This is a genomic window from Vibrio rumoiensis, assembly GCF_002218045.2.
Classification (GTDB): Bacteria; Pseudomonadota; Gammaproteobacteria; order Enterobacterales; family Vibrionaceae; genus Vibrio; species Vibrio rumoiensis.
This window is the reverse complement of sequence record NZ_AP018686.1, coordinates 688888-713862: the sequence shown is the minus strand read 5'-3', so window position 1 is coordinate 713862 and position 24975 is coordinate 688888. Positions and strand designations below refer to the sequence as shown.

The 24975-nt window shown below is 40.8% G+C and carries 22 protein-coding genes and 1 pseudogene; 10 read left to right on the top strand and 13 right to left on the bottom strand.

All coding sequences use genetic code 11. The annotated features are described in order from the left end of the window. Nucleotides 1-36: 36 nt before the first annotated feature. The 4 genes and pseudogenes from VRUMOI_RS15700 to VRUMOI_RS15685 all read left to right on the top strand — a co-directional run bounded on the left by VRUMOI_RS15700 (nt 37) and on the right by VRUMOI_RS15685 (nt 4261). Nucleotides 37-650, top strand: a pseudogene (locus VRUMOI_RS15700) (fumarylacetoacetate hydrolase family protein). A 238-nt stretch (nt 651-888) separates the two neighbouring features. After that, nucleotides 889-1077: a hypothetical protein gene (locus VRUMOI_RS15695; protein ID WP_089140369.1), complete on the top strand. Its 189-nt coding sequence runs from the start codon at nt 889-891 to the stop codon at nt 1075-1077. Nucleotides 1078-1453: 376 nt separating this feature from the next. Beyond that, the gene (locus VRUMOI_RS15690; protein ID WP_089140368.1) at nt 1454-2749 is read left to right on the top strand and encodes an NRAMP family divalent metal transporter; all 1296 of its coding nucleotides are present in this window, start codon (nt 1454-1456) and stop codon (nt 2747-2749) included. 183 nt (nt 2750-2932) lie between these two features. Beyond that, nucleotides 2933-4261: a mechanosensitive ion channel family protein gene (locus VRUMOI_RS15685; protein WP_089140367.1), complete on the top strand. Its 1329-nt coding sequence runs from the start codon at nt 2933-2935 to the stop codon at nt 4259-4261. A gap of 73 nt (nt 4262-4334) precedes the next feature. On the opposite strand, the gene VRUMOI_RS15680 is transcribed toward VRUMOI_RS15685, so the two are convergent. The 4 genes from VRUMOI_RS15680 to VRUMOI_RS15665 all read right to left on the bottom strand — a co-directional run bounded on the left by VRUMOI_RS15680 (nt 4335) and on the right by VRUMOI_RS15665 (nt 10464). After that, complete coding sequence (locus tag VRUMOI_RS15680) at nt 4335-5009, bottom strand: SDR family oxidoreductase (protein WP_089140366.1); 675 nt, start codon at nt 5007-5009, stop codon at nt 4335-4337. Between the two features lie 98 nt (nt 5010-5107). Then, a complete protein-coding gene (locus tag VRUMOI_RS15675; protein ID WP_089140365.1) occupies nt 5108-7918 on the bottom strand; it encodes an Hsp70 family protein in 2811 nt (936 codons plus the stop codon). 105 nt (nt 7919-8023) lie between these two features. Next, nucleotides 8024-9838, bottom strand: a complete 1815-nt coding sequence (locus tag VRUMOI_RS15670) for an Hsp70 family protein (RefSeq protein WP_089140364.1) — start codon at nt 9836-9838, stop codon at nt 8024-8026. Beyond that, nucleotides 9838-10464, bottom strand: a complete 627-nt coding sequence (locus VRUMOI_RS15665; RefSeq protein WP_089140363.1) for a DUF2760 domain-containing protein — start codon at nt 10462-10464, stop codon at nt 9838-9840. Before VRUMOI_RS15665 ends, VRUMOI_RS15670 begins: the two co-directional genes overlap by 1 nt. A 349-nt stretch (nt 10465-10813) precedes the next feature. Here VRUMOI_RS15665 and VRUMOI_RS15660 point away from each other — a divergent pair, with 349 nt between their 5' ends. Further along, nucleotides 10814-11344, top strand: a complete 531-nt coding sequence (locus tag VRUMOI_RS15660) for a 3'-5' exonuclease (RefSeq protein WP_089140362.1) — start codon at nt 10814-10816, stop codon at nt 11342-11344. A gap of 97 nt (nt 11345-11441) precedes the next feature. Here VRUMOI_RS15660 and VRUMOI_RS15655 read toward each other — a convergent pair whose 3' ends face one another. Both VRUMOI_RS15655 and VRUMOI_RS15650 read right to left on the bottom strand, forming a co-directional pair. Further along, nucleotides 11442-12818, bottom strand: a complete 1377-nt coding sequence (locus VRUMOI_RS15655) for an L-cystine transporter (protein WP_089140361.1) — start codon at nt 12816-12818, stop codon at nt 11442-11444. Nucleotides 12819-13028: 210 nt separating this feature from the next. Beyond that, on the bottom strand, nt 13029-13652 hold the full coding sequence (locus tag VRUMOI_RS15650; protein ID WP_089140360.1) for a LysE family translocator: 624 nt from the start codon (nt 13650-13652) through the stop codon (nt 13029-13031). Between the two features lie 181 nt (nt 13653-13833). On the opposite strand from VRUMOI_RS15650, the gene VRUMOI_RS15645 reads away from it, so the two are divergent. From VRUMOI_RS15645 to queC, 3 genes are read left to right on the top strand one after another with little or no spacing between them, the layout of a single operon-like run. Continuing rightward, on the top strand, nt 13834-14310 hold the full coding sequence (locus tag VRUMOI_RS15645) for a GNAT family N-acetyltransferase (RefSeq protein ID WP_089140359.1): 477 nt from the start codon (nt 13834-13836) through the stop codon (nt 14308-14310). 23 nt (nt 14311-14333) lie between these two features. Then, on the top strand, nt 14334-15782 hold the full coding sequence (locus VRUMOI_RS15640) for a bifunctional NUDIX hydrolase/phosphatase PAP2 family protein (RefSeq protein ID WP_162598434.1): 1449 nt from the start codon (nt 14334-14336) through the stop codon (nt 15780-15782). A 10-nt stretch (nt 15783-15792) separates the two neighbouring features. Then, complete coding sequence (queC, locus tag VRUMOI_RS15635) at nt 15793-16482, top strand: 7-cyano-7-deazaguanine synthase QueC (RefSeq protein WP_089140357.1); 690 nt, start codon at nt 15793-15795, stop codon at nt 16480-16482. A 69-nt stretch (nt 16483-16551) separates the two neighbouring features. Here the strand turns inward: queC and VRUMOI_RS15630 are convergent, their stop codons facing one another. Together VRUMOI_RS15630 and VRUMOI_RS15625 are read right to left on the bottom strand one after the other, a co-directional pair. Continuing rightward, nucleotides 16552-16902, bottom strand: a complete 351-nt coding sequence (locus tag VRUMOI_RS15630; RefSeq protein ID WP_089140356.1) for a DUF2750 domain-containing protein — start codon at nt 16900-16902, stop codon at nt 16552-16554. Between the two features lie 88 nt (nt 16903-16990). Then, on the bottom strand, nt 16991-18178 hold the full coding sequence (locus tag VRUMOI_RS15625) for a class I SAM-dependent methyltransferase (RefSeq protein WP_089140355.1): 1188 nt from the start codon (nt 18176-18178) through the stop codon (nt 16991-16993). A 154-nt stretch (nt 18179-18332) separates the two neighbouring features. On the opposite strand from VRUMOI_RS15625, the gene yccX reads away from it, so the two are divergent. Next, complete coding sequence (yccX, locus tag VRUMOI_RS15620) at nt 18333-18605, top strand: acylphosphatase (RefSeq protein WP_089140354.1); 273 nt, start codon at nt 18333-18335, stop codon at nt 18603-18605. Between the two features lie 39 nt (nt 18606-18644). Here yccX and VRUMOI_RS15615 read toward each other — a convergent pair whose 3' ends face one another. From VRUMOI_RS15615 to VRUMOI_RS15605, 3 genes are all read right to left on the bottom strand, one after another. Then, entirely contained in the window at nt 18645-18974 is a 330-nt protein-coding gene (locus tag VRUMOI_RS15615; protein WP_089140353.1) for a TusE/DsrC/DsvC family sulfur relay protein, read from the bottom strand. A 177-nt stretch (nt 18975-19151) separates the two neighbouring features. Next, a complete protein-coding gene (locus VRUMOI_RS15610) occupies nt 19152-19814 on the bottom strand; it encodes a Bax inhibitor-1/YccA family protein (RefSeq protein WP_089140352.1) in 663 nt (220 codons plus the stop codon). A 251-nt stretch (nt 19815-20065) separates the two neighbouring features. Further along, on the bottom strand, nt 20066-20947 hold the full coding sequence (locus VRUMOI_RS15605) for a hypothetical protein (protein ID WP_089140351.1): 882 nt from the start codon (nt 20945-20947) through the stop codon (nt 20066-20068). 323 nt (nt 20948-21270) lie between these two features. Here VRUMOI_RS15605 and VRUMOI_RS15600 point away from each other — a divergent pair, with 323 nt between their 5' ends. Next, a complete protein-coding gene (locus VRUMOI_RS15600) occupies nt 21271-22947 on the top strand; it encodes a chitinase (protein WP_089140350.1) in 1677 nt (558 codons plus the stop codon). A 139-nt stretch (nt 22948-23086) separates the two neighbouring features. Here the strand turns inward: VRUMOI_RS15600 and VRUMOI_RS15595 are convergent, their stop codons facing one another. Beyond that, complete coding sequence (locus VRUMOI_RS15595; protein ID WP_089140349.1) at nt 23087-23836, bottom strand: amino acid ABC transporter ATP-binding protein; 750 nt, start codon at nt 23834-23836, stop codon at nt 23087-23089. Nucleotides 23837-23872: 36 nt separating this feature from the next. Further along, nucleotides 23873-24970 (bottom strand): amino acid ABC transporter permease, encoded by a 1098-nt coding sequence (locus VRUMOI_RS15590; protein WP_089140348.1) that lies wholly within the window; start codon nt 24968-24970, stop codon nt 23873-23875. Nucleotides 24971-24975 lie beyond the last annotated feature (5 nt).

Genomic DNA, 24975 nt, shown 5'->3' with positions numbered 1-24975 from the left:
CGAACATAAGCAGCCAGCATTTAGAAAGGGATAAGTATGACAATAATATTGGTGGATAATAAAAAGCAGAAGCCCTCGAAGGTTGTGTGTGTCGGACGAAATTATGCTGAGCACGTTAAAGAGCTAAACAATGCAATGCCAGATCAAATGGTCGTCTTTAATAAGCCAAACACGTCAATTACTACTCAGTTAAATTCTTATCATCAAGAACCTTTACATTATGAAGGTGAGATCTGCTTTTCGATTAAAAATGGTGAAATTGACGCGGTTGGATTTGGGTTAGATTTAACGAAGCGCGAATTACAGTCCGCTTTGAAAGCGAAGCAACTCCCTTGGGAAAGGGCAAAGGCATTTGATGGATCAGCCGTTTTGAGCAAGTTCGTTTCGCTAAAGGGGGGAATTGGCAAGGCTTGTCTCTGGAATTATTGATCAATGGAGTACGAGTACAGGCGGGTGGGGTCATGAATATGATGTATACCCCTGATGATATTTTGAATGAGCTGAAATCGTATACCACGCTTAATAATGGTGATGTAGTTATGACAGGGACACCAAGTGGCGTTGGTATTGTTCATGAAGGTGACATTTTTACAGGTAGGATTAAGCAATACGACCAACTTTTAATTGAAACCCAATGGATTGCAAATTAAAAAACAATTTTATGGTTATGAAATTGTTAAATGCCATTGTGCCGGTAAAATGATTAGTGTGTATTTTAATTTAATCGATTGTTTTTTAATGATTTTGTTTTTATTGGTTACCTGCAATTGTTAAATGAATGTAAATTAGAAAAACTAATGCGAACTGTGCTTATTTTTCATTGTTAACTCTGCAGTTGTACTTTTATTATGCGCTCAAATTGATAGTTAAATTAGAGTGAGTACAAAGATGACACAAGCAATTTTAGAAACTATTGCAACACCATCTATGGATCAAAAGACCTACTCGGTTAACGTCAAAGGATTGATGAAGCACATTGTAGATGTTTTGTTCGGAGCAAGTAATAAGCCAAGTACAGCAGCTTACGACACATCATTACTGTCGTCACATTTGCAAAAAGATCTTGGTTTATATTAATCGACCGATTTCTACAATGAAGACTTTAAGAAGCTGGCCTAATGGTCAGCTTTTTTTTATCTTATTTTTGTCCAATTAAACAAGGCAGTCATTCTGTTGCCGGAATGATGTTGAATTAAATTACTAAATCTAATTGAAAATACAGTTAATAACTCTGTTGGTTTAATTTCAACCCTTGTTTCTTTGTCATAAAGTTAGCAGAATGTTCTAAAAGTAGCGTTAAGTGTTCTATTAGTAATCACGAATCATTGACCGCTTACTTCCCCAAAAAGCCAAATGCGTTATCAATCAGTTTGATAATAATGGAAGGCAATAACAATAAAAGAGCTAGCAACTGAACCTTGATTCAGTTCACAGGCTTGATAAAGGACATGTTATGGAAAATACTGCCACACTTTCAACTTCTCAAACGGAAGATATCAATAAGAAAGCTTCTCTAATCAAAGCGCTTGGTCCCGGTATCATGATGGCATCGGCAGCGGTCGGAGGTTCACATCTAGTATCATCGACTCAAGCGGGGGCTATTTATGGCTGGCAACTCGCTGCACTTATCCTGCTGGTAAACTTTTTTAAATATCCCTTCTTTCGTGCTGGTGTTCAATATACGGTGGGAACTGGCCAGAGCCTAGTTCAAGGTTATCGCCAAATGGGGATTGGTTATTTATGGCTATTTAACGTTTTAAATTTTGTCTCTGCTTTTGTCAACATTGCAGCCTTGCTGATGTTTAGTGCGAGCTTAATGGGGTACTTCCTACCGGTTTCTTTATCTATTCCAGTGATTGCTGGTGGTATTTTGTTAGTGTGCTTGTTTATTTTGATGGCTGGGCACTTTCATGCATTAAGTACGCTATCTAAAGTGATTATGGCCGTCCTAGTGATAACAACAGTGTTGGCCGTTATGATTGCTGCCAGTAAAGGGGCGGTTGCACCAGCGGACTATCAGAGCCCTTCAGCTTGGACGATGGCGGCCTTCGGGTTTATTGTGATCATGATGGGTTGGATGCCTGCGCCAATCGAAATTTCTTGTTTTAATTCGTTATGGTTAAAATCGCAAAGCAAAGAGCAGAAAGTAACGGCTCGTTCCGCTTTGTTTGATTTTAATGTGGGGTATATTGGTACAGCGATTTTAGCCATTGTGTTCTTATCATTAGGCGCATTGGTACTGAATGGTAGCGGTGAAACACTTAAAACGTCGGGTATTGGCTTTTCACACCAATTAGTCAGCATGTATACTGCCTCAATTGGCGAATGGTCACGTTACTTGATTGCGGTGATCGCGTTCTTCTGTATTTTTGGTAGTACGATTACTTGTATTGATGGCTACTCTAGAGTGCTTACGGAAAGTACTTTATTGCTGAGTAAGAAAAGTGAAGATAACCATCCTGTTGAAGCAAAACGTATTCTAAACATATGGATGGTGATTGTAAGTGTATTGTCATTATCTGTGATCTTATTTTTCACTTCATCTCTAATGGCGATGATGCATTTCGCGATGATTCTTGCCTTTATGACCACGCCAATTTTTGCTGTATTGAATTACCGCTTAGTGACGAAAACCGATTTACCTGACAACCTAAAGTTTGGCGGTAAGTTGAAAGCCTTATCATGGGTTGGGTTTGTGTATTTATTCGGTTTCCTCGCTGCATTCATCTGGTGGAGCTGGTTCATGTAACCTGGGTAAAGATATTCTTCATTTTTAAAGCCTAAGTGGGATCTACTTAGGCTTTTTCTTTATGCATCGTATTAATGTATGAAATCAAGCATATAATCCATGAAAGATGACCTATAGTTTGTTTAATAAGCATGGTCTGAAGATGATTTCTTCACTGCATTTTAACGATCAAGGAATATCAGATTGGACTTTCAATACTACGCCCATCTACTGCAACAAATGAGTCAGCAAGTTTTTGATGCTTTGACGCAAACGGCAACCTATATACAGCTTTTTATTGTGCTGATTGTATTCGGGTGTTCTTTTCTTTTTGCTAAGACTGTTCGTAAAAATGTGCCTGCTTTAACCAAAATAAACCCGGTAGAAGAGGCAAATCAACTCCGTAAAATTTCGAGTAAATTTGGTAATTTAGTGTTTCCTCTTATTACGGTTTTTACCCTTATGCTTTCAATCGAGATTGTCCAAAGATTATTAGGACACTTTTGGCTAATCAATACCGCGTTGGTCATCGCGATATTACTGATTTGTAATCGTGTCACTCATGACTTTGTTCGGTCTCATTTTATTCGCTTTGTTTTTCGCTGGATTGGCATACCGCTGCTATTTCTACATCTAGTGAATTTGTTAGCGCCTATTATCAATATCTTAGAGTCTATGAAGCTAGGCTTCGGTGAGATTCAAATCTCTTTTTATGATGTGGTCCGTGTTGTTTTACTTGGCTCGGTATTATTTTGGCTTGGGCGAATCTCTAATGTCACAGGTAAAGAGCTGATCCGCCGACAAGACAAGCTTGATTTTAGAACCAAAGAAGTGGCGGCTAAGCTGTTTGAAGTCACGGTATTTGTCTTTTTCTTCTTGTTATTGCTCAAGGTGATGGGAATCAATTTAACTGCATTAGCCGTTTTTGGTGGAGCGCTTGGTGTTGGGCTTGGTTTTGGTTTACAGGCGATCGCGTCTAACTTTATTTCGGGCATTATCATTTTATTAGATCGCTCAGTTTCGATTGATGATTATATTGAATTAGACGATGGTCGAACAGGGGTCGTGCGTGAGTTAACGTTACGATCTACGACACTTGAAACCTTTGATGGTAAAGACATCATGGTGCCTAATGAAAAATTTGTGACTGAGAGCTTTACTAACTGGACGCATAAAAATCAGAAACAAAGATACCGTGTTGATTTCTCTGTCGCTTACGACACTGATATTCGTAAGTTAGTTGAGATCATTAAAGAAACGGTCGCTGGCCATGAACAAGTGATCAGTGGGGAAGGTGTTCCCTTTGAAGAGCAACCCGATTGTGAAATCGCGGGATTTGGTGATTCAGGAGTCAATATGTTCGTCGAATTTTGGATGGAAGGGATCGACGATGGGAAAAACCGCGTTGGAGGGGATCTTCTTTTACTGATTTTTGAAGCGATGCGTGACAATGGCTTTGTTATTCCATTCCCTCAACGAGAAGTACGAGTACTACGTTCTGATGACCATGTTGATGTTAATAAAACCACCTGAATTGCGAGGGGGAATCGCAACTCAGGTTGAGTTCGTTTTATTTCGCTAACAGGTTTAAGGTGATTGTTGACTATTATTCCACTTCAACTGGCGGTCGAAATGTCATTTCATGCATGATCACATCACTTGGTAGCGCTAATACATGGCAGATGGTTTTAGCAACACTTGCTGGTGACATATATTGTGGTCTGTCTGCTTCACGAAAGTTGGTATCGGCACCGCCCGGAAATAATGATGTCACTTTAATACCATGTGGCTGCGCCTCTTTCATTAAGATGGCACTAAACCCAGCAAAACCCTGCTTCATTGCGGTATAAACACTCATCGATTCATTTGAGCGTTTAGCGACGGTGCTGACAACGTTAAGAATATAGCCAGATTTTTGGGGCTGCATGACTTTTAAGGCTTCACGGGCGAGTAATATTGGCGCTCTTAAATTGACAGCATATTGCAGATCCAATTCTTCTAGAGTGATATCTTCAATGTTGCACTTTCTAGTGTTCATACCGGCATTGTTGATTAGCACATCGAGTCCATCAAGGTGCTGATAAGCTTCATTAAACATGGTGATAACTTGGTCGGAGTCGGTTAAGTCAGCTTGAATAACATAACATTGATGGCGATCTTTTAATTCATTCAATATGGATTGATTTCGTCCGGTCGCAACGACTTGATGGCCTTGTTCTACAAGTAATTTTGCTGTTTCTAGCCCGATACCGCTGGTTGCACCTGTGATAAGTATCTTCATGAGTTTATCTCTATCCTTATAGCTATAACATGTTGTGTGCCACTCTATTTCAGTGGCTTTACCGTATTCCAATCAAATTTCGATATGTGATTAAGTCATTAATTCACCATTTGCAGACCCGCGGGAATAGAATCGCCAAAGACTCTTTTCGATTCATCTTCTGTGAGTTGTTTTACGTCTCTGACTAATTCAATCCACGTTGGAGTTGCACGACTCGCCGTGAGCTTTTCGATAATCTTCTCGCGAATATCTTCACTAATATCGATACTGCGGTCACCCGTTTTACGGCTCATCATGACCGCGGCGAAGCCAATCATTGGTTCTTGTTTCCAATCAAGTTCAAGCATTTTTAATAGCCATTGATTCACTTGTGCAGCAGGCACAATATTATGCTGACTGCCGTACATTTGAGTGCGAGAAGAAAGGCGACCTAGAGCCCACCAATGTGCTTGCACATATTCGGAGGACTTTTGCGCACGGCTTAAGTACCAATTAGATAATAGGATTTTATCTTCACTGTCTAAATGCTCTAGTGATGCCGAGAGACGAACCATGGCTTCATATCCATGCTCAGTGGCTTCTTTGCCAGTTCCTTTACCACGATGAGCGCCAGGGTGTAGGTATTTTGCGATATCGGCCAAAATGGTTTCTTGTTGTTCTTGGTTAAGTCCACCGGCAATGCGACGCCAAAAAATCCACCAATCCGACCAGGTTTGATGAGAAGGGAATTGAATACCCTGTTGATATAGCGCCCAGGTTTGCTCGCAGCGCCATTCATCCGTAGGGTCGCCAAAGCCTGGACGTAGGGCAAAACCGGCGAGGCGCAGCCATTGCTTTTCATGTGCTTCTGAGCGACGACGGCGTTTTTTACCGAGAGCAAAGGTATCAAATAATTGGCGTAGGATGGAAAAGTCCCATTGCTCGCGCTTACCCAGTTGCTTTTCTAGATCTTTACTTAAAGTTTTAATTAACTTGGTGTTGTCCGATTTTTTATTGGCAGAGTAGGCGGCTGAAATCAGTTGTTTTGCTTGTTCTAGTCGAGGGTGAGCTTGGGCTTGTTCAAATTCTTCATGCTTTCGTGTATCAAATTCGAGTAACCAACGTTGATTGTCGTTTGTTGTACTAACACATTCAATTTTTAAGGTGCCCACTTCGGTCAGTTGGCAAGCGAGCATCACTTCCACTCGATCTTTCTGATTGGCTTGCAAACTTTCACGCGCTTGGCTGCCTTCTAATGTCGCAATATAGGGTGGGAGAGGTTTAAACGCAGCGCGCTCTAAGTTGGTTTGTACGTTGAGTAATAAGCTATTTTGCGGTGGTGTTAAAGCCCCATTGGCATCAATAAATTGCTCTTGCGTTGAGGTTAATAAATCAATTTGAATGGGTTCACCTAGAGTGAGTAAAAATTGACGGCCATTTAGGCGAATTTCTTGCCCGGTATCCGTGCCTTTAGCGAGAACACATAAAGCTTTTGACGCCGAAACATTCTTTTGTTTTAAGTGTAGAAAGTATGAGCGGGCCGAACCACCACCAATCTTAAGTTGTGCGCCATGACGAGCTTTGGCATAAGCGACTGCACCGTAAGCGACGGATAAGTCTGGGCTAGGATTATCAAGTAGAGTAATGGGAGAGCCATGCCATTGGCTAAGTAGCTCAACCATACGATTTTCAACGAGCTCACTATTAAATACGCCGCCGTTGAGTAGTAGCCCTGTCGGCGTTTTACTATCGGGAGAATGGTGTTGAATAAATTCAGCTAAGTGACGACTGATGGCAGCATCTGCTGCATAAGGCAGGCCAAACTCAACCACGGCGGTTTTTCTTTGTTGTGGCATTTCGTTTGGTTGAGTTAAAGGAAAGAAGCCTTCGATAACAATTTGATGGATCTCTTGCTTCGTAATCGGTGCACTTTTTGTCCCACCAATCAAACGTGAACCACTACCTAAAATGGAAATCTTTGCTTCTTCTGCCGCATCAGGACGTAATAAGTCTTCTTTCACTTTACGTGTCTGTTGAATAAGTTTCATCAGCGAAGCGGCATTGAGTTTTTTATGCTGATTTAGACGTTGCTCTGCCAAATGGGCGAGAGCTAAATCGATATTGTCGCCACCTAGCATGAGATGATCGCCCACACCAATACGGTTCAGTGTGAGCTGTTGTTCTTGATATTGGGCTTCAATCAAACTCAAGTCAGTGGTCCCCCCTCCAACATCACAAACGAGTATTGATGGAATATCTTTCAGTTGAGTCGCTGCAGTATCGATATGACGGCTATACCAGTCGTAACAAACTGCCTGTGGTTCTTCCAATAAATGAATATGTTGTAGGCCGGCTAATTGAGCCGCTTTTAAGGTGAGGTTACGGGCGGTTTCATCGAAGGATGCCGGGATGGTCACGACCACTTCTTGCTCTGCTAGCTTGTGGTTAGGGTTATGATGATCCCAACTTTGACGGATATGATTTAAGTAGCTGGCACTCGCAAGCAACGGGGAAACTTTATCTACGTTATCCGAACTCGACCAAGGTAGGATTTCAGACTCTCGATCAACCGCATCATGAGATAGCCAGCTCTTGGCACTGGCGACTTGGCGGCCTTCAATTTGAGCGCCTAATTCACGGGCCCACTCACCAATTATGACTTGTTCTAACTCACCTTCAACCGGTTGTAAATCCCAAGGCAGTGACATATCAGATGATTGAAATTGTCCTTGAGTCGGGTGAAAGCGGAATGAGGGAAGCAGAGGCTTACGCACTACTTCACCAGGGCCAACCAGTTGATCTATTTCAAAAATATTCACCTGGCTTTGGGCTAAATCATCTTGAATTTCACAGTAGGCAAGCACGCTATTGGTGGTGCCTAAATCAATTCCAATTAGGTAACGGGCATTTGATTTGATTGGAGAATTCATGATGTTTTCCTAAAGCAAAATAAAAACAAAAGGGCATTGAATGAAAGCGTTAGTATCTATTCAATTCAATGCCCTTAGTTGATGTAGAGTGTGTGGTCTAATTCGTTACTGCTGACGAACGCTAAACTCAACTAGCCACTTTTGGCCATTATCTTTGGCGATGGCTTCAAGTTCTAAGGTGCCAATTTCAGTAATGGTTGCGGCCAAGTTCACTACGACCACGTCACCTACATTTCGACCTTCTTTGGCATCCAAAGTGACATGAATTTCTGGAAGCTCTTCGAGTTCCTCTGGTGCCCAATAATCGAGATGGGTGCCGACGACATCTTCGCGGCGAATGGTAGAACCATAGAATTGGAACTGTACAGGTTGACCGATGACTAACCCAAATTCTTGGCTAGACAGTTCAACGTGACTACCTTCTTCCATACCAAATGGTGCAACGCAAATCGCTTCCATCGGTGGTGCCATTCCTGGGATAGCCGGCATGGCACTTTCTATACCTACATAGTAGCTGTTTGCAATACCACCGCGAATACGAACACCACTGTTATTGTTTTCCATATTATGGCGAACAAAGCCGTAGTAACTTGCACCGCGAGCGACCGCTAAATCAAGATCAACACCAGTTAGCGCTTGTGTTTTTTCGTTATGCTCTTGAGTTAACCAAGAGTTAATAATGCCAAGCAAACGCTCAGAAATAAGCTCAGATTTTAATACACCACCGTTAAATAATACTTTGGTAGGTTTAATAAAGCTGGAATCATTTTGCTGACTTTGACGAGATAAGAAAGCCGCGATATGACGAGTAATACCGGCATCTTGCGCATAAGGTAAGCCCAGTTGGGTTAAAGCACTGCGAGCCGATTGAACCGGATGTTCGTTAACCGTCACTGTCGGGAAGAAACCTTCAAGCAGTGTTTGTTCAACATCTTGTTGCGTTAATTCTGTTTTGAGGGTGCTACCTAATAGTTTTGAACCTCGGCTAGGTACGACGATCGGTACAGACGTTAAAGTTCGATCATTTAATAGCGCTTCTTTCGCATCACGGCATAGGTGCGCCATGGCTTGAACTTGCCAAGGTTGTAATTGTTTGCCTTGTTGAGCTAGGTTCATTTTGAGGCGGTAGGCAAGAGCTAAGTCCATATTGTCACCGCCAAGCAAGATATGCTCGCCAACCGCAATACGTTCTAAAGCAAGATTGCCGTTTTGTTCGGTGACCGAAACTAACGACAAATCTGTGGTACCACCACCGATATCGACCACTAAAACTAAGTCACCCAGCTCTACTTGCTCACGCCAAGCGGCGCTATTACTGTCAATCCAGCTATAAAGTGCAGCTTGAGGCTCTTCTAATAAGGTCACATTCTGGAAGCCTGCATTACGTGCCGCTTCAGCTGTCAGTTCTTTCGCGGCAGGATCAAATGAAGCTGGAATGGTGATCGTCACTTGTTGTTCGCGCAAAGGTGCATCTTGATACTGATGATCCCAAGCGGCCATTAAATGCTCTAGATATAGTTGTGTTGCTTTCAATGGCGAGACTTTTTGTACTTCGTCATCACTACCTTGTGGTAAAAAAGCACTACGACGGTCGACACCACCGTGACATAACCAACTTTTAGCACTAGCGACTAAACGCATTGGAGTCTTATTACCCATGTTGCGAGCAATACTACCCACGAGTGTATTTGACGTCGAGTGTGACCAAGGTAGGGTATTGGTGCCTGAAGCCATTTCACTGTCATGCGCTTGATATAAAAATGACGGAAGTTGGTTTAATGAATCAACTTGGCCTTGAGCAATTAATTGTGGCACAGCAAACACATTCACTTGTGGTTCATCGACACCGATTGGGCAATACGACAAAACACAATGGGTAGTACCTAAGTCGATACCGATAAAATATTGACTAGTAGACATTACAGCTCAACCTCTGCTGGGGCTAATACCTTGGCATCGTAATTTTCAGATAGCTTTGGTAGGGTGATGGTATCGGCTTTCCAACCTTTATGAACCAGCGTACCCGTGAATGGCGCTTGACCTGATACATTGCCGGTTAAGCGAACTTCTTGTGCATTAAAGCCTTCTTCAATGATAATGCGAGATTCTTCGTCTTCTGCGCGAATGTGACTTAATTTGAAGTGATCGGCTAAGACTTTTTGGCCACCAATGTGAATCACGCGAGCTGCTGCACCGACTTCTTCATCGCTAAAGCCAGTTAAATCTTCAGATAAGAAATCAATTAAACGTGCTTCTTGCTGGAAAATAGACATTAATTGAAGTGCTGAGTCGGTTGGAGCGCTTTTTAATTTAGATTCAACTTCAACAATTTTCTCAACTACTTTTTCGACTTCGACGACTTTTTCCACTTCAACGATCTTCTCAACCGGCTTTTCTACCTCGACAATTTTTTCGACAGGTTTTTCGACGATTTTTTCTACCGTTTTAGTTCGAAAGCTCAATAGAAGAAATAGGAGTGTTGTTACCGCTAAGATGGTATGGAATAAATCGATAGTGGTTGGAATTGCCGATAAGTCAAAAGTCATGATTATTTTATCTCGTAGCTTAATTTGATTAGTTAAATTCGATTCTAAGTGATCATATTAGGGTGAAAATTGAATTCACAAGTATCAGAGAGCACTTAAGCGCAATGTCAGATATTTTAACATAAGCTTGTTAAATTCCATTATAGAATCATGCCTACATTAAGACTATTGGTTACTCTTTGTGCTATCTGGCGGCTATTTGTCGTTATACATAAGTGGTTAAGCGATTAAAATAACAGATAAAGTACGTTTGGTGGTTTAGTTGATGACGCTATGAACGAATTGGGGTCGAGAAATTATTGGATCTTGGTTAGAATTCAACTCTTGATTTTTATGGGTAAATTGTCGCATGAACTATAACAGAGTCGTCTGTTTCGATTTAGAAATGTGTTGCTGGAATGTCGATGGTGTTGGCACAACCGGTGAAATTATTGAAGTGGGTTTAGCCGAGATTGACCTTAACAAAGGTGAGATCGTTAAGCGTGCTCAATATTACGTACGACCTGAACATGATGAAATATCTGCATTTTGCTTTGAGCTAACGGGCATTACACCACGTAAGGTACAAAAACAAGGCCGCCCATTGGAAGATGTCTTGAAGTCGATGATCAAAAATTTTGGTGGTCCGAATAAGATCTATGCTGCTTGGGGGCATGATGATGATATTCTGCGGAATGAGTGTCTGGAAAAAGGGTTAGAATTTCCTTTTAAAGAATTTTTAAACTTGGCCACTTTATATCGAATGAAGTATCGTTTGAAAGATAAAAGAATCGGTCATAAAGCGGCACAAGAAAATTTGAATATCGAGTGGGAAGGACGTCAACATTCAGGGTACGTGGATGCGTATAATTTGGCGAAATTAGCTTTAGCGATTTTATAGCGACCAATATACCGAAAATTATTAAAACTTTGAGTCATTAAAAAGCCCGCTTAGTTGAAGTTAACTAAGCGGGCTTTTTCATTTTTGTGTAACGGGGTTAAGCGTTCGCTTCATCAAAGCTTTTATTGATTTCTTTTTTATCACCAAGTAAACGTGAGGTGATGGTACCAGCTGTCATTGCACCACTAACGTTTAAAGCGGTACGAGCCATATCGATCAGCGGCTCTATTGAAATCAATAGTGCAGCAATAGTGACGGGTAAACCCATAGCAGGTAAGACAATAAGCGCCGCAAATGTTGCACCGCCACCCACACCTGCAATACCAAATGAGCTAATAGTAATGATTGCGACTAATGAAAGAATAAAGTTCACATCCATTGGGTTTATACCAACAGTAGGGGCAACCATGACGGCAAGCATAGCAGGGTAGATGCCCGCACAACCATTTTGACCGATAGTCGCACCAAAGGTAGCTGCTAAGTTGGCAATAGCTGGTGGCACTTTTAACTTAGTAATTTGCGCTTCTACGTTCAAAGGAATCGTCGCCGCAGAGCTACGAGATGTGAATGCAAAGGTAAGTACTGGCCAAATACGCTTGAAGTATTCTTTTGGGCTTACACCAACGAAAGAAACCAGTATGCCGTGCACCACAAACATTAGGAAAATCGCAACATAAGAGGCAACAATAAAGCCAATTAAGCTTAAAATATCATTAAGGCTAGAAGTTGCGACGACTTTTGTCATTAGTGCCGCAATACCGTATGGGGTAAGGGCAATGATCATTTTCACTAGACGCATAACGATCGATTGCACTGCATCAACAAACGTGCGTATTGGTGACTCAAGATCTTGCTTCTCTTTCATCACGTGACGCGCTGCAATACCGACTAAAATTCCGAAAATCACCACGGCAATAATAGAGGTTGAACGTGCCCCTGTTAAATCAGCAAATGGATTAGTTGGGATAAAGCTTATTAACATTTGCGGGATAGTAAGATCGGCAACACTGCCCATTCTGTTTTCTAGCACTGCCATACGAGCGGTTTCTCGAACACCTTCTGATAAACCTTCGGCTGATAAGCCAAAACCATGTGCCACTGCAATACCAATCAAAGCCGAGATCATGGTAGTGAACAGTAATACGCCAATGGTTAATCCGCTGATTTTGCCTAGTGAACCAGAGTTGTCCAGTTTGACTACGGCTGAAATCATGGAAATTAATACCAGTGGCATGATCACCATTTTAAGTAAGCCGACATAACCACTGCCGACCACATTGACCCAATCTAGAGTATTTTTGATAATTGGATTACCTTCACCATAGAAGACATGGATAAGTAACCCGTATGCGCTACCAAGTACTAGACCTAATAAAACGAGGCGAGATAACGTGCTAGATTTTCTTTGTTGTTGAAATAAAAAGAAAAGAATGAGCACAAATACCGCTAAGTTAGCGATAACTGCAAGTGACATAATGAAATCCTTAAAATGGTTTATTCAAAAGAGAGGAAGTATTCTTAATTAAGGTAAATTTACAGTGAGAATAAGTATTCACAAAGCCAAATAAGGTATGAACTATGACGTTTAGTTATATAGATGAAATAATCGACTAGATGAAGCGTGATAGGCAGATGAAAAGCCATCAAAAGAAATGGCTTTCCAATACAGCGTTGCCTTGTTTACTTAATCAATAATAGCCAACCAAATACCTACGCCAATCATTAGCGTCCCAGCTATGCGATTAAGATATTTCACGTTATCACCACGAGTCAAAAAGAGTCGAAGACTTTTACCTCCAGTAGCATAAGCCATCATAGAGATAAATTCTGTCGTCAAAATAATACTAATTAGTACGACCATTTGGTGTGGTACGGATTTATCAATATTAATAAAGGGAGGTAACAAAGAAATCATAAACGCCCAGCCTTTAGGGTTTGCAATTGCGGTGACAAAACCTTGGCTCATTAGTTTTAAACGTTCAGTTGGCTGGTTTGATTGCTCAAGGTTTAGTGACATTTTACCTTTGTTGCGCCACATATTAATGCCTATCCAGATGAGGTATGAGCCGCCTAGCCATTTTAGTGCAATGAATAAGTTAGGGTAATTGAGCATAATTGCTGCGACACCAATCACTGCCAATGTTGCGACTAATGCAACGCCTGCCAGTTCTCCAACCATCATCCAGAGAGTGCGTTTAATACCCACACTCATTCCGAGTGTTAATGCGAGTGTCATGCACATGCCAGGAGTGATTGATACAAAGAAAAACGTTGGAATAAAGGCAGATAAAAGTGCGTAATCGAGCATAATCGGATCCATTTGGAAGGAGGTTTTTACTGTAATAGAATTCGCAAAAATAAGAAAGGGTTGAGTTATTGCTGTCACCGCACGTCAATAAAGAAAATCAGTAACATGCTAAGTACAAAATCAATTTAATGCAGTAGAATACTTAGTTTGATAGCTATTTTAAGAAAATAATCAACTGGATATGACGATTCAAATACGTGCAGCTTCGCAAAAAGACTTACCTCAACTGGATGAGCTCATGTTTCAACTTCATAGCCACCATCATGAGTCATGTCCCGACTTTTTTAAAACGCCTGAAGAAATAGAGCAAGAAAAAAGCATCGCTCGATATTTAGATTCACCCGAATGTCTCGTTTATGTCGCGAAGGAAGATTCTGGTGTCATTATTGGTTTTGTTACTGGACATTTTTGTGAATTAGTTTCAACAGTGAGTAAAGCTGTTCCTATGGGAAGCATTGATGAGTTATTTGTTCTTCCTGCATATAGAAAAACAGGCGTAGCGGACCAGCTTCTATCTAAGATTGAGCACACCTTGATTGATTATGGCGTCCAACAAATTTTTGTTGAAGTATGGAATTTTAACCAAGCCGCTCAGTCTTTATATAACAAACGGGGATTTTCCGCACATATTCATTGGCTTCGAAAGTCAGTGGTTTAGTTGGGTTCAATTTAGGTCATCGAGTGAATAAATATCTATTTTTGCTTTTATTTTTTATAGCACCATTAATGGTATCTGCTGCTCAACAGCCCGTGCCAGAAAAAATTCCATCGAACATAAAAGGCGCTTTGTGCTACATACAATCAGATGATCAGGTTGTTTTTGTTAAGGAAGTATTTACGCAAAAGCTATCGTTACCAGGTGGAACGATTGATCTAAACGAAGCCGCTAATAAAGCAGCAGAACGAGAAACATGGGAAGAAACGGGGTTGGTTGTCACCGCAAAAGAAATACTCACTCAAACTGAAACTGCGGTAGTTTTTCACTGTGAGCCTGCATCCGGTGTCATCGCTTTTACGGCTCGAAATCACCATGGTTTTCATGTATTACCAGCATGGTTTGCCCCTGATTTTGGTATTGAAACGAAACAAGTATTGCTTGGCTATGCAGATATGATTAAACCTCAAGAATATCGTTATCCAGCTCAATACCATCAACAAGTGCTTAATCATGATGTACCCAATGCACCTATTCAATATATCGATTCGGCCATAAGTGCAGCCCCTTTAATGCATCAATTTGAGTTGCCTGTTATTGAAAAAATACAGTCGACAATTTCGTTGCTGCCCAAATGGATTTCAGCGTTTATTTTTGATGTATTGAAAGTGTTTAATTCAACGGCAAGTATTTTTGGCGTTTTATTCTTAATGCCAATAATGATTTATTATTTTGGTGGAAAGCCGAGCTTACAAATGGCATATGTTGGTATCGTAACGGTAACGATTACGTTATTAATTCAATTGGGATTAAAGTTTCCAAGACCCTTTATCTATCTACCACCGTTGCAGCTAACGGATATATTAGGCTTTAGTACACCAAGTATAAGAACGGCACTTAGTATCGTGCTGATTGGTTATCTTTTTCATATATGGAAGAAAATGTATGAATATGAGTCTATCTGGCGATGTTTAGTGTTGTTGATTGGTGTAACTCTTATTCAAGGGCTATCCAGCATTATGCTCGGAGAGCAATTTATTTCGGATGTACTATTTGGATATGTTATAGGGCTATTAATTTTGTGGCATTACATTCGCCTTGATGATAAACAGTCTGTCGCGGCGAAGCTTATTATGTTACAACCAGCATTGTGGTGGGGCTCCCTTGGTGGTTTACTTATACTGGCTTACTCCCTACATTCAATACAGTTAGCTAACCTTGCTGGGATCACATTTGCTTTTGTGATTTCATTACCAAGTCTAATCAAAGTTCCTCATTTAACGTTACCTTATTTAATCGTAAAAATGGTAGCAACGTGTTTGATTACCTACGGAATTTTCATCACCCAACAACACTGGCTAACTTCTATTACTCAAAGCTCAATTAGTGGTTATTTTGCTCAATGTGGTTTTTGGTTTGTATTAACGTATATTGTCATTAAAATCAGTTGTATTGGTAGTTATCCGAAAAAATAGAGAAATCCTCATGACATCTAAAGCGGTTGTAGTTTTCAGTGGTGGGCAAGATTCAACCACTTGTCTCGTGAAAGCCTTAAAAGAATTTGATGAAGTGCATGCCATTACTTTTGATTATGGTCAAAGGCACAAATTAGAAATTGAAGTGGCTCAATCTCTAGCAAAAAAGCTAGGGGTTAAAGCTCATAAAGTGATGGATGTTGGTCTGTTAAACGAATTGGCGATAAGCTCGTTAACTCGTGACGACATTCCGGTATCGCATGAATTGCAAGCTAATGGGCTACCTAATTCATTTGTGCCTGGGCGTAATATCTTATTTTTAACCCTTGCTGGGATTTATGCTTATCAAATTGGGGCTCATAGCGTCATCACCGGAGTTTGTGAAACCGATTTTTCTGGTTATCCTGACTGCCGTGATGAGTTTGTGAAATCAATTAATCAGTCTTTAGTTTTAGGTATGGATCGTCAATTTACCATTGAAACTCCTCTGATGTGGTTAAACAAAGCGGAAACATGGGCACTAGCGGATCAATTTAATGCATTAGATCTCGTAAGAAATGAAACATTAACCTGTTATAACGGAATCATCGGCGATGGGTGTGGTGACTGTCCTGCCTGTGATCTTCGAAAGGCGGGTTTAGTCGATTACTTAGAAAACCGAGAAGCAATCATGGCGGCTTTGAACGCGAAACAATCTTAAATTTTTATTCCGCCATAAAAAAGCCCTTCGATGATGAAGGGCTTTTTCGGTTATTACTGCCAATTGTACTTAAAGGTACATTTTAGCCAGCTCACTCGGCTCAACTTCTTTACCTTCAAGTTGAGTATTCCAGTTAGTACCAATTAAAACACCATCTTCAGAAAGCGTGATTAACCAGTCTTCAACAAAGATATCTAACGGAATCTCTAGAACTTCAAAATCCGCCCACTCTTCAACATTGTGCATTTGAGCGTCTTCTTTTGATGACCAGAATGGCATCACTTCACTATTTTCAAACTCTGAAGAATCACAAGCTAACCAGCCATCTTCATTTTTAAGTCCCCAAACCAATTTTGTTTCTTGAGTCTCTTGTACGAAAAGATCAAGATTAGCTTGAATGTCCGATGTTAATTTTGACATGTTATTACTCTCTACTGTGAGTTTTATGAATTTTGTTTAAAAGTTAGGCATATTGTAAGTAAGATCAGGTATGGATACACAATAGCCACTAAATGACCTGACAGGCAAATCCCTTAAGATAAAAACCTTCAGGGTAGGCGCTATCTACAGGGTGATCAGCTGCTTGTCCAAAACGTTCTATAAATTGCATTTTACGTCCAGCATCTAAAGCTGCATCAGCTAAGATTTTCTGGAATAGGTTTTGCTCCATAAGACCTGAGCATGAATAAGTCAGCAAAGTGCCACCCGGTTTTAAAATCTGCATGGCCAACATATTGATGTCTTTATAACCACGACAAGCTCCATTTAATTGCGCTTTTGATTCGGCAAACTTTGGTGGATCCATGATAACGACATCAAATTTAGTGCCATTTTCACGATACTCGCGTAAAAGTTTAAATACGTCGGCATTTAAGAATTCAGCTTTAGAAATATCAAAACCATTTAATTCCGCGTTTGCTTTAGCATTATCGAGGGCAGGTTGTGATACATCAGCATTTACAACATGTTCAGCATTACCTTTTAATGCATAAAGACCAAATCCACCAGTGTAGGAAAAACAGTTCAGTACGGTTTTTCCATCGACATATTTCATTGAAAGCTGACGGCTGTCGCGTTGGTCAAGGTAAAAACCAGTTTTATGGCCAGATTTAATATCAACTTGAATCTTTACGCCATTTTCTTCAATAACGACAACATCTGGTGGTGTGTCGCCATGCAAGACGCCTTGACGTTCTTTTAAGCCTTCTTTTTTACGTACCGATACATCAGAACGTTCGTAGATGCTACAAGTTGGATAAACGACTTTTAATGCTTCAATGAGTTCTTCACGTTTTGCTTCTGCGCCGGCACTGAGTAGTTGGCATACGAGAAAATCTTGGTAGCGATCAATGGTGATACCAGGTAGTCCATCCGATTCACCTGCGATTAAACGATAACCAGTCAATCCACCACGTTCGATAATCGCATTACGCATATTTTGAGCATCAGTTAAGCGTTGAATAAAGAAATCGGTATTAATGTCTTCTTTCTCAAAGCTCCAAACACGAGCACGAATTTGAGATTGTGGAGAGAAAGCGGCTTTCGCTAACCATTGTCCTTGGTTGGAATAGATATCTACCGTTTCTCCTAATGCTGGTTTTCCATCGATTCTTTGAATACCACGAGAAAAAACCCAAGGGTGGCGACGAAGTAGAGATTTTTCTCTGCCTTTAACGAGATAGATAGCTGCTGACATAGTTAGAAATTGCCTGAAAAAATAGGATGCGCTATTTTCATGGAATGTGAGTAGGAAAGCAAATGAATCGCTATAAATGTTTTGTATCCGATGCTTTATCACTAAGCTTATATAGGAACGAAGAATAAATGAACGTAAAAATAGGAGTACGTATATGACGATGGTAAACCGAATGTTTGTGGTGTCAGGTAGGGTGCAAGGAGTCGGGTTTCGTTATCAAACAGCACATTATGGGCTGACACTAGGTTTGACCGGTCACGCCAAAAATCTTACGAACGGTGATGTTGAAGTGCTCGCGTGCGGGAATGAACAAAAGGTCGCGGAGTTCTATGAGTGGTTAAAGAAAGGGCCAAGAACTGCTTATGTTGAGTCGGTAAAAGAAATTGAAACGAACTTAGTCACAGAAAGGGATTTCGCTATTTTATAGTGGTAGAGCATGATCCCTTAATATGACCAGTTTTCATGTTTATAAGCATTTTGCAGGTTTCGGTAAACCGGCTAATTTTGTGGCTTGTTTCGCCGGGCCTTTGCGGAATAATGTAAACAGGTATTTGCTATTGCCTTTTTCTGGGCCATGTTCTTTTTCCATTGCTTTAACCAGCATACGTACCGCAGGAGAAGTATTAAATTCAAGATAAAACTTTCTGACAAAGAGAATGACTTCCCAATGCGCGTCAGTAAGTTCAATTCCTTCATGTTCTGCGATCATAGGAACAAGATTTTCGTCCCAGTCTGCGTGGTTGAGAAGGTAGCCTTCTTTATCTGTTTCGATGGTTTTGCCGTTATATTGATACATTTATACAGTCCTGTCAGCGTTAGCTGAATATTCATTGCTGGCGGTAATCATAATAGTAATCAGAGGCTGAATCTAATGATATTGGTATCAAAACTTTTTAGCTGCATTAAATTGACACAAAAAAGCCTGAAAGTTTCCCTTCAGGCTTTAGTATATTTAATCATTTCAGTAGCAGAATTAATCTCGGCTTGTAATACCTAAGATGCTCAATAAGCTAATGAAAATATTATAAATTGAAACATACAGAGTGATCGTCGCTGAGATATAGTTCGTCTCGCCACCACGTACGATGTTCTGTGTTGTCAGCAAAATAGCGCCAGTTGAGAATAGAACAAACATTGCGCTTAGAGCTAGGTGGAACATCGGAATTTGGATGAAGAAACTTGCCACCATACCAACGATCAATACAATTGCACCTGCCATCATAACGCCGTTTAGCACTGATAAATCACGTTTAGTGGTTAATGCATAAGCCGAGGCTGCCATGAAAGATAAAGCAGTACCACCAAGTGCAGTGACAATAACATCACCCATTCCAGCACCAACGTACATATTCAGGATTGGACCAAGGCTATAGCCTAAGAAACCCGTGAATAAGAAAGCGAAGACTAAACCTAAGCTAGAGTTGCGGTTTTTTTCCGTTAAGAAAAGTAAACCATAGAAACCAACTAGCATCAGGATAATGCCTGGACGAGGTAAGTTTAGCGCCATTGATACACCAGCCACAACCGCAGACCAAAGTAGTGTCATTGACAATAAAAAGTAAGTGTTACGTAACACTCGGTTTGTTTGTACAACGCTTTCGCTTCTTGCAGAGCGTGATGTTAGTGGACTGTTCATAGTTTCCCTCGTTAATACACTTGATACCTATAACATTAAAATTTGAGTACTTGGTTAATGCTATTGGCTTACTTAAAAAATAAACTAAGTATCGTTAAGTACATTTATGGTGGTAAAAGTTCACTTTTTCAAGGCCTTCACTAAATATACTCAGTAACTTTATTCTACGGGAATTTGGCTGTGGCCGTAAGGGTAAGTTGTAACATGATATGAAAAGGTAACGGCCTATAGAATAAACGGTTATTTAACTATTATGTTTCATTCAATGTGACCCAATCTAATTTGACCGAATTATCCATGGTTCGTAAGAAAGGTAACATATCTTCTAATGCTTCTAGCTGCTGTTGGAAATGACAATATTCTCGTAACACTTTGTTAATTTGGTGTTCATCTTTATAAGCTGAGGTGATCTCTTGTACTTGAGAATGTGGGATTTTGGCAAATAAAAAAGCCTTACTGACACATTCTTTCCACTGCAAATTGACTAATTTATTGGTGTCGTCAGTATCGAAGGAAAGATATTGTGTACGGTCATTTTGGTTACGTGAAACGGCGTAACATAGCTGGCTTTCTTTTCGTTCGCATAATGTTTCAATACTTGACTTTAACCATGATTGACCATTAAAGCGTGAAGTGATTTTAGATTGTTTGTTATGAGGTAAACCAAATAAATCAACAACACTCTTTCCCAGTGAGCCATCGGAAAGTGTACCTAAAGCGGATTGCCAAAATAGGGTTTGATGATGAGGTGAAGTCGTGTTGACGCCTAAGTACTCGAATAAAAGAGATTCATCTAAAGCGTTAGGAATCGATTGTAAAATGGCAACCGTATTGTCTCCCAGTTTGAGTTCAGGAGAGCAAAATAGGACGTCTTGAGCCCTAATGTGTCGCGATTCTTTATCTGCTAATAAAGCAACCCCGTACTTTTTTAGTCCTTTAGGGATGAGCCATTGCAAACTCGTTTCTATCCCTTCATACCAATGACTCGGATGCTGGATAATGTCGCAAGTGACAGAAAAAAAACCGGTTTCAGAGTCATAGCATTTTGATGACAATAAATATTGTATAAAACCATCATGTTGAATCGACGTGACGTTCAAAAGTAATTTGGCGCGTTGGGTAGGTAAACTCATACTGCTCTAGGCCCATCTTGATCGGTAAAGTAGTGGGCATTCTAATCAGGCAAAAATGTGACGGCTATACAGCATCGAGCTGTTGGTGCTTTTTTGAGAGCCACTTTGAACTATTCAATTACTCAATTACATTGATTACGTAAATTCCAGCATTGACCTCAGCATGTCAGTTTACTTCTCATACCTTTTCTCCGTTAATTCAATTACTTTCACTGTGATCTTTAAATCACTCGCAAAAGCAATATATCCTCAGTTTTGATGCTGTTTTTATTCCCTTATCCGGCACTAATCTCTAGGTGGTTCAAAACAATAAGGAGACACCTATGTTTAAACGGAAAACGATCGTTGTCGCTTTAGCGGCATTTTACGCCCTCCCAACTTATGCAAACATGACGATTCAACCGGATCCGGATAACCCGACTGGTTATGTTGTTGACCGTGGCGAGCTTGAAGCGATAGAGCAACAAAAGACCGCAGATCCTATGTATGCGGTATGGTCGAAAGCGCTTGAAACCAGAGATAACAGTATCGTTGATGCGATTGAACCGGGAGCTGAGACTAACCCGGACAACGTTAAGCGTGTTGAACGGGTATTTCCGCTTTCTGATTGGAATTATTTAACCCAAATGGCGGCTCCAGAATATACCTATAGCCGTTTTTTAAAAGCCATAGGTAAGTTTCCTGCTTTCTGTGGGGAGTATACCGATGGCCGTGATTCGGATGCGATATGTAAAAAATCCATCATCACCGCATTTGCTCATTTTTCACAAGAAACGGGTGGGCATATCGCGAAAGATAATGTTTCCGATAACCCACTTGCTTTAGAAGAGTGGCAACAAGCATTAGTGCACGTGAGAGAAATGGGTTGGTCTGAAGGACAAGTCGGTTATACAACAGGCTGTGGGCAAGATGATTGGCAAAATAAGCGTTGGCCTTGTGCGGCAGGAGAAGGCTATTTTGGTCGAGGCGCAAAACAACTTTCTTATCATTTTAATTATGGCGCTTTTTCGGAAGTCATGTTTGATGGCGATGCGACAGTATTACTCAATAATCCAGGGTTAGTCGCTGATTCATGGCTAAATTTAGCATCAGCGATTTGGTTTTTCTTAACGCCTCAAGCGCCTAAGCCTGCCATGTTACATGTGATTGATCGCACTTGGGTTCCATCGCAGCGTGAGCTTGATGCAGGGATTGGTTATGGCTTTGGTACCACAATTAACATTATCAATGGTGGTATAGAGTGTGGTGAACAAAACAAAGAAAAAGGCCAACCAGTAAACCGTATTCGCTACTGGGAAGGGCTTGCAGAACACTTTCAGATCCCAATTGAAAGTGATGAAAAAAATACTTGTTGGCAACAAACACCTTATGGAAGTTTAAATTTAAACGGTGCAACGGATGTGCTGTATACCAATTGGGATGGTAACTGGAAGTATTATTCTGATCGCCCTGGTGGTTATTCATTTGAATGCGAGTTAGTGGGTTTTCAAACGGCATATTCAGCCTTAATACCTGGTGATTATGAAAAATGCGTCGAAAACTTTTATGGCTCTCATGCTGGTTGGCCAGAAGTAAGGGTGGTTGATAATCTTGAGCCGGTCACTCCAGAGCCAGTTGACCCTCCTGTGGATGGTGTGAATACATGGGAAGCAAGTAAGGTTTATACTGGCGGCGATCAAGTGAGTTACCAAGGTGCTATTTATCAAGCTGCATGGTGGACTCAAGGTGATACACCGACAAGTGGTGGCCCTTGGTCTCTAGTCAGCGGTGAAGTCAATGGCGGTGGGGATGTTGAACCTTTGCCAGAGCCTGAACCGACACCAGAGCCTGAACCAACGCCTGCAGAAGAATTCATTACTTGGCAGCCGGGTGTTTCTCAAATTTCTAATGGCGACAAAGTAACCTATTTGGGTAAGTGCTTTATTGCGAAAAATGGCCCCGGTATTTGGGAGTCACCGGTACAGTCCAATTGGTTCTGGGATGAAATTCAGTGCCAATAATAGAGTGATATTGAAAAGCATCGAAGCATTGTGATAAACATAAGAAATACATAAAAAAGCCTTAGCGTGTTGCGCTAAGGCTTTCGTTTATATGGTATTTTTCTTTTTAGCGTCTTGACGCATTAAGGGTAAGTTATGATTAATGATGCAAAATTTGGCTTAAGAAATTGATGGTACGATCCGATTGAGGATTTTCGAAAAACTCTTTCGGATTATTTTCTTCAATAATTTCCCCTGCATCCATAAAGATCACGCGGTCGGCAACTTCTTTCGCAAAGCCCATTTCATGAGTTACACACAACATAGTCATACCTTCACCCGCGAGTTCGACCATGACATCCAGCACTTCACGTACCATTTCAGGATCGAGGGCAGAGGTAGGTTCATCAAACAACATGATTTGTGGGTTCATGCAAAGCGAGCGAGCGATAGCAACCCGTTGTTGCTGACCACCAGAAAGTTGCCCAGGATATTTATCCGCTTGATCTGGAATTTTTACGCGCTCTAAATATTTCATTGCCACTTTTTCAGCTTCCGCTTTAGGCATTTTTTTTACCCAAATTGGCGCTAACGTGCAATTTTCTAACACCGTTAGGTGTGGGAAAAGATTAAAGTGTTGGAAACACATCCCCACTTGTTTACGTATAGCTTCAATGTTTTTTAGATCTTCAGTCAGCTCGATACCGCCCACATTGATGCTGCCTTTTTGATGCTCTTCAAGATGGTTAATGCAACGAATCATGGTCGATTTCCCTGAACCCGATGGGCCGCATATAACGATTTTTTCGCCTTTTTTAACATTCAAATTAATATTTTTAAGTACGTGAAATTCCCCATACCACTTATTCATATTGTCGATTTGAATCATATAATCTTGTTGTTGAGTCATAATTACTTCCTTGAATACTTCTATTTTTCAATAGCCTTATCTCTTATGGCCGGTATGGAGTTTGTTTTCTAAGTAAATGGAATAACGTGAAATTCCAAAGCAAAATACCCAAAATACTAACCCAACAAACACATAGCTTTCGGTTGAATAGCCTAACCAATCAGGGTCGTTATTGGCTGCCTGGCCAATGCCTAATACGTCATACATACCAATGATGAGGACGAGACTGGTATCTTTTAATAAAGATAAGAAGTTATTCACTATCGATGGAATCGTGATTTTTAACGCTTGGGGCAGCACAATTAATCCCATTTTTTGCCAATAAGAAAGACCAAGAGAGTCGGCCGCTTCATATTGTCCTTTAGAGATTGCCTGCAAACCACCACGCACTACTTCTGCCATATAGGCTGAATAGAACATAACGACCCCGATGAGCGCTCGAATGAGCTTGTCGGTTTGAACGCCTTCAGCGAAAAATAGTGGCAGCATAACTGACGCCATGAACAAGACGGTAATCAATGGAACGCCACGCCAAATTTCAATGTAAGCAATACTTAACTTACTGATAATCGGCATTTTTGATCGGCGACCTAGAGCTAAAACCACACCGATTGGTAGCGATAGCACAATGCCAATGGTTGATAAAATGAGCGTGACCAAAAGGCCGCCCCATTGGTGAGTATCAACAACCGGTAAACCGAACATTGAACCTTCAAGCAGACCCGCCATTAAAATAGGGTAGGCACTGCCAAAGAAGATAAATATCCATGAGCGTTTAGGTGTTTTCTCATAGGCCATTAAGATAACGAGAATGGCTAACGTCCAATAAAAGAGCTTAGGTCTCCAAAGCTCAGCTGCTGGATAAAAGCCAAACATAAATTGGTCCCAGCGAACGCTGATAAATACCCAACATGCTCCGGTATCGGTACACGCATCACGAGTTGAGCCTAACCAATTAGCATTGATGATTCCCCAGCCAGCAATCGACCAAATTGTTGTTACCGCAATATAAGCCATGACGAGCGTTAAAATGCTATTTAATGGGGTACTAAATAAGTTTTTGCGTAACCAGCCGATAAAGCCAACAGTATTTGCTGGTGGCGGAAGGCTTGGTTGAAATTGGTGTTTTTTCATCTAAC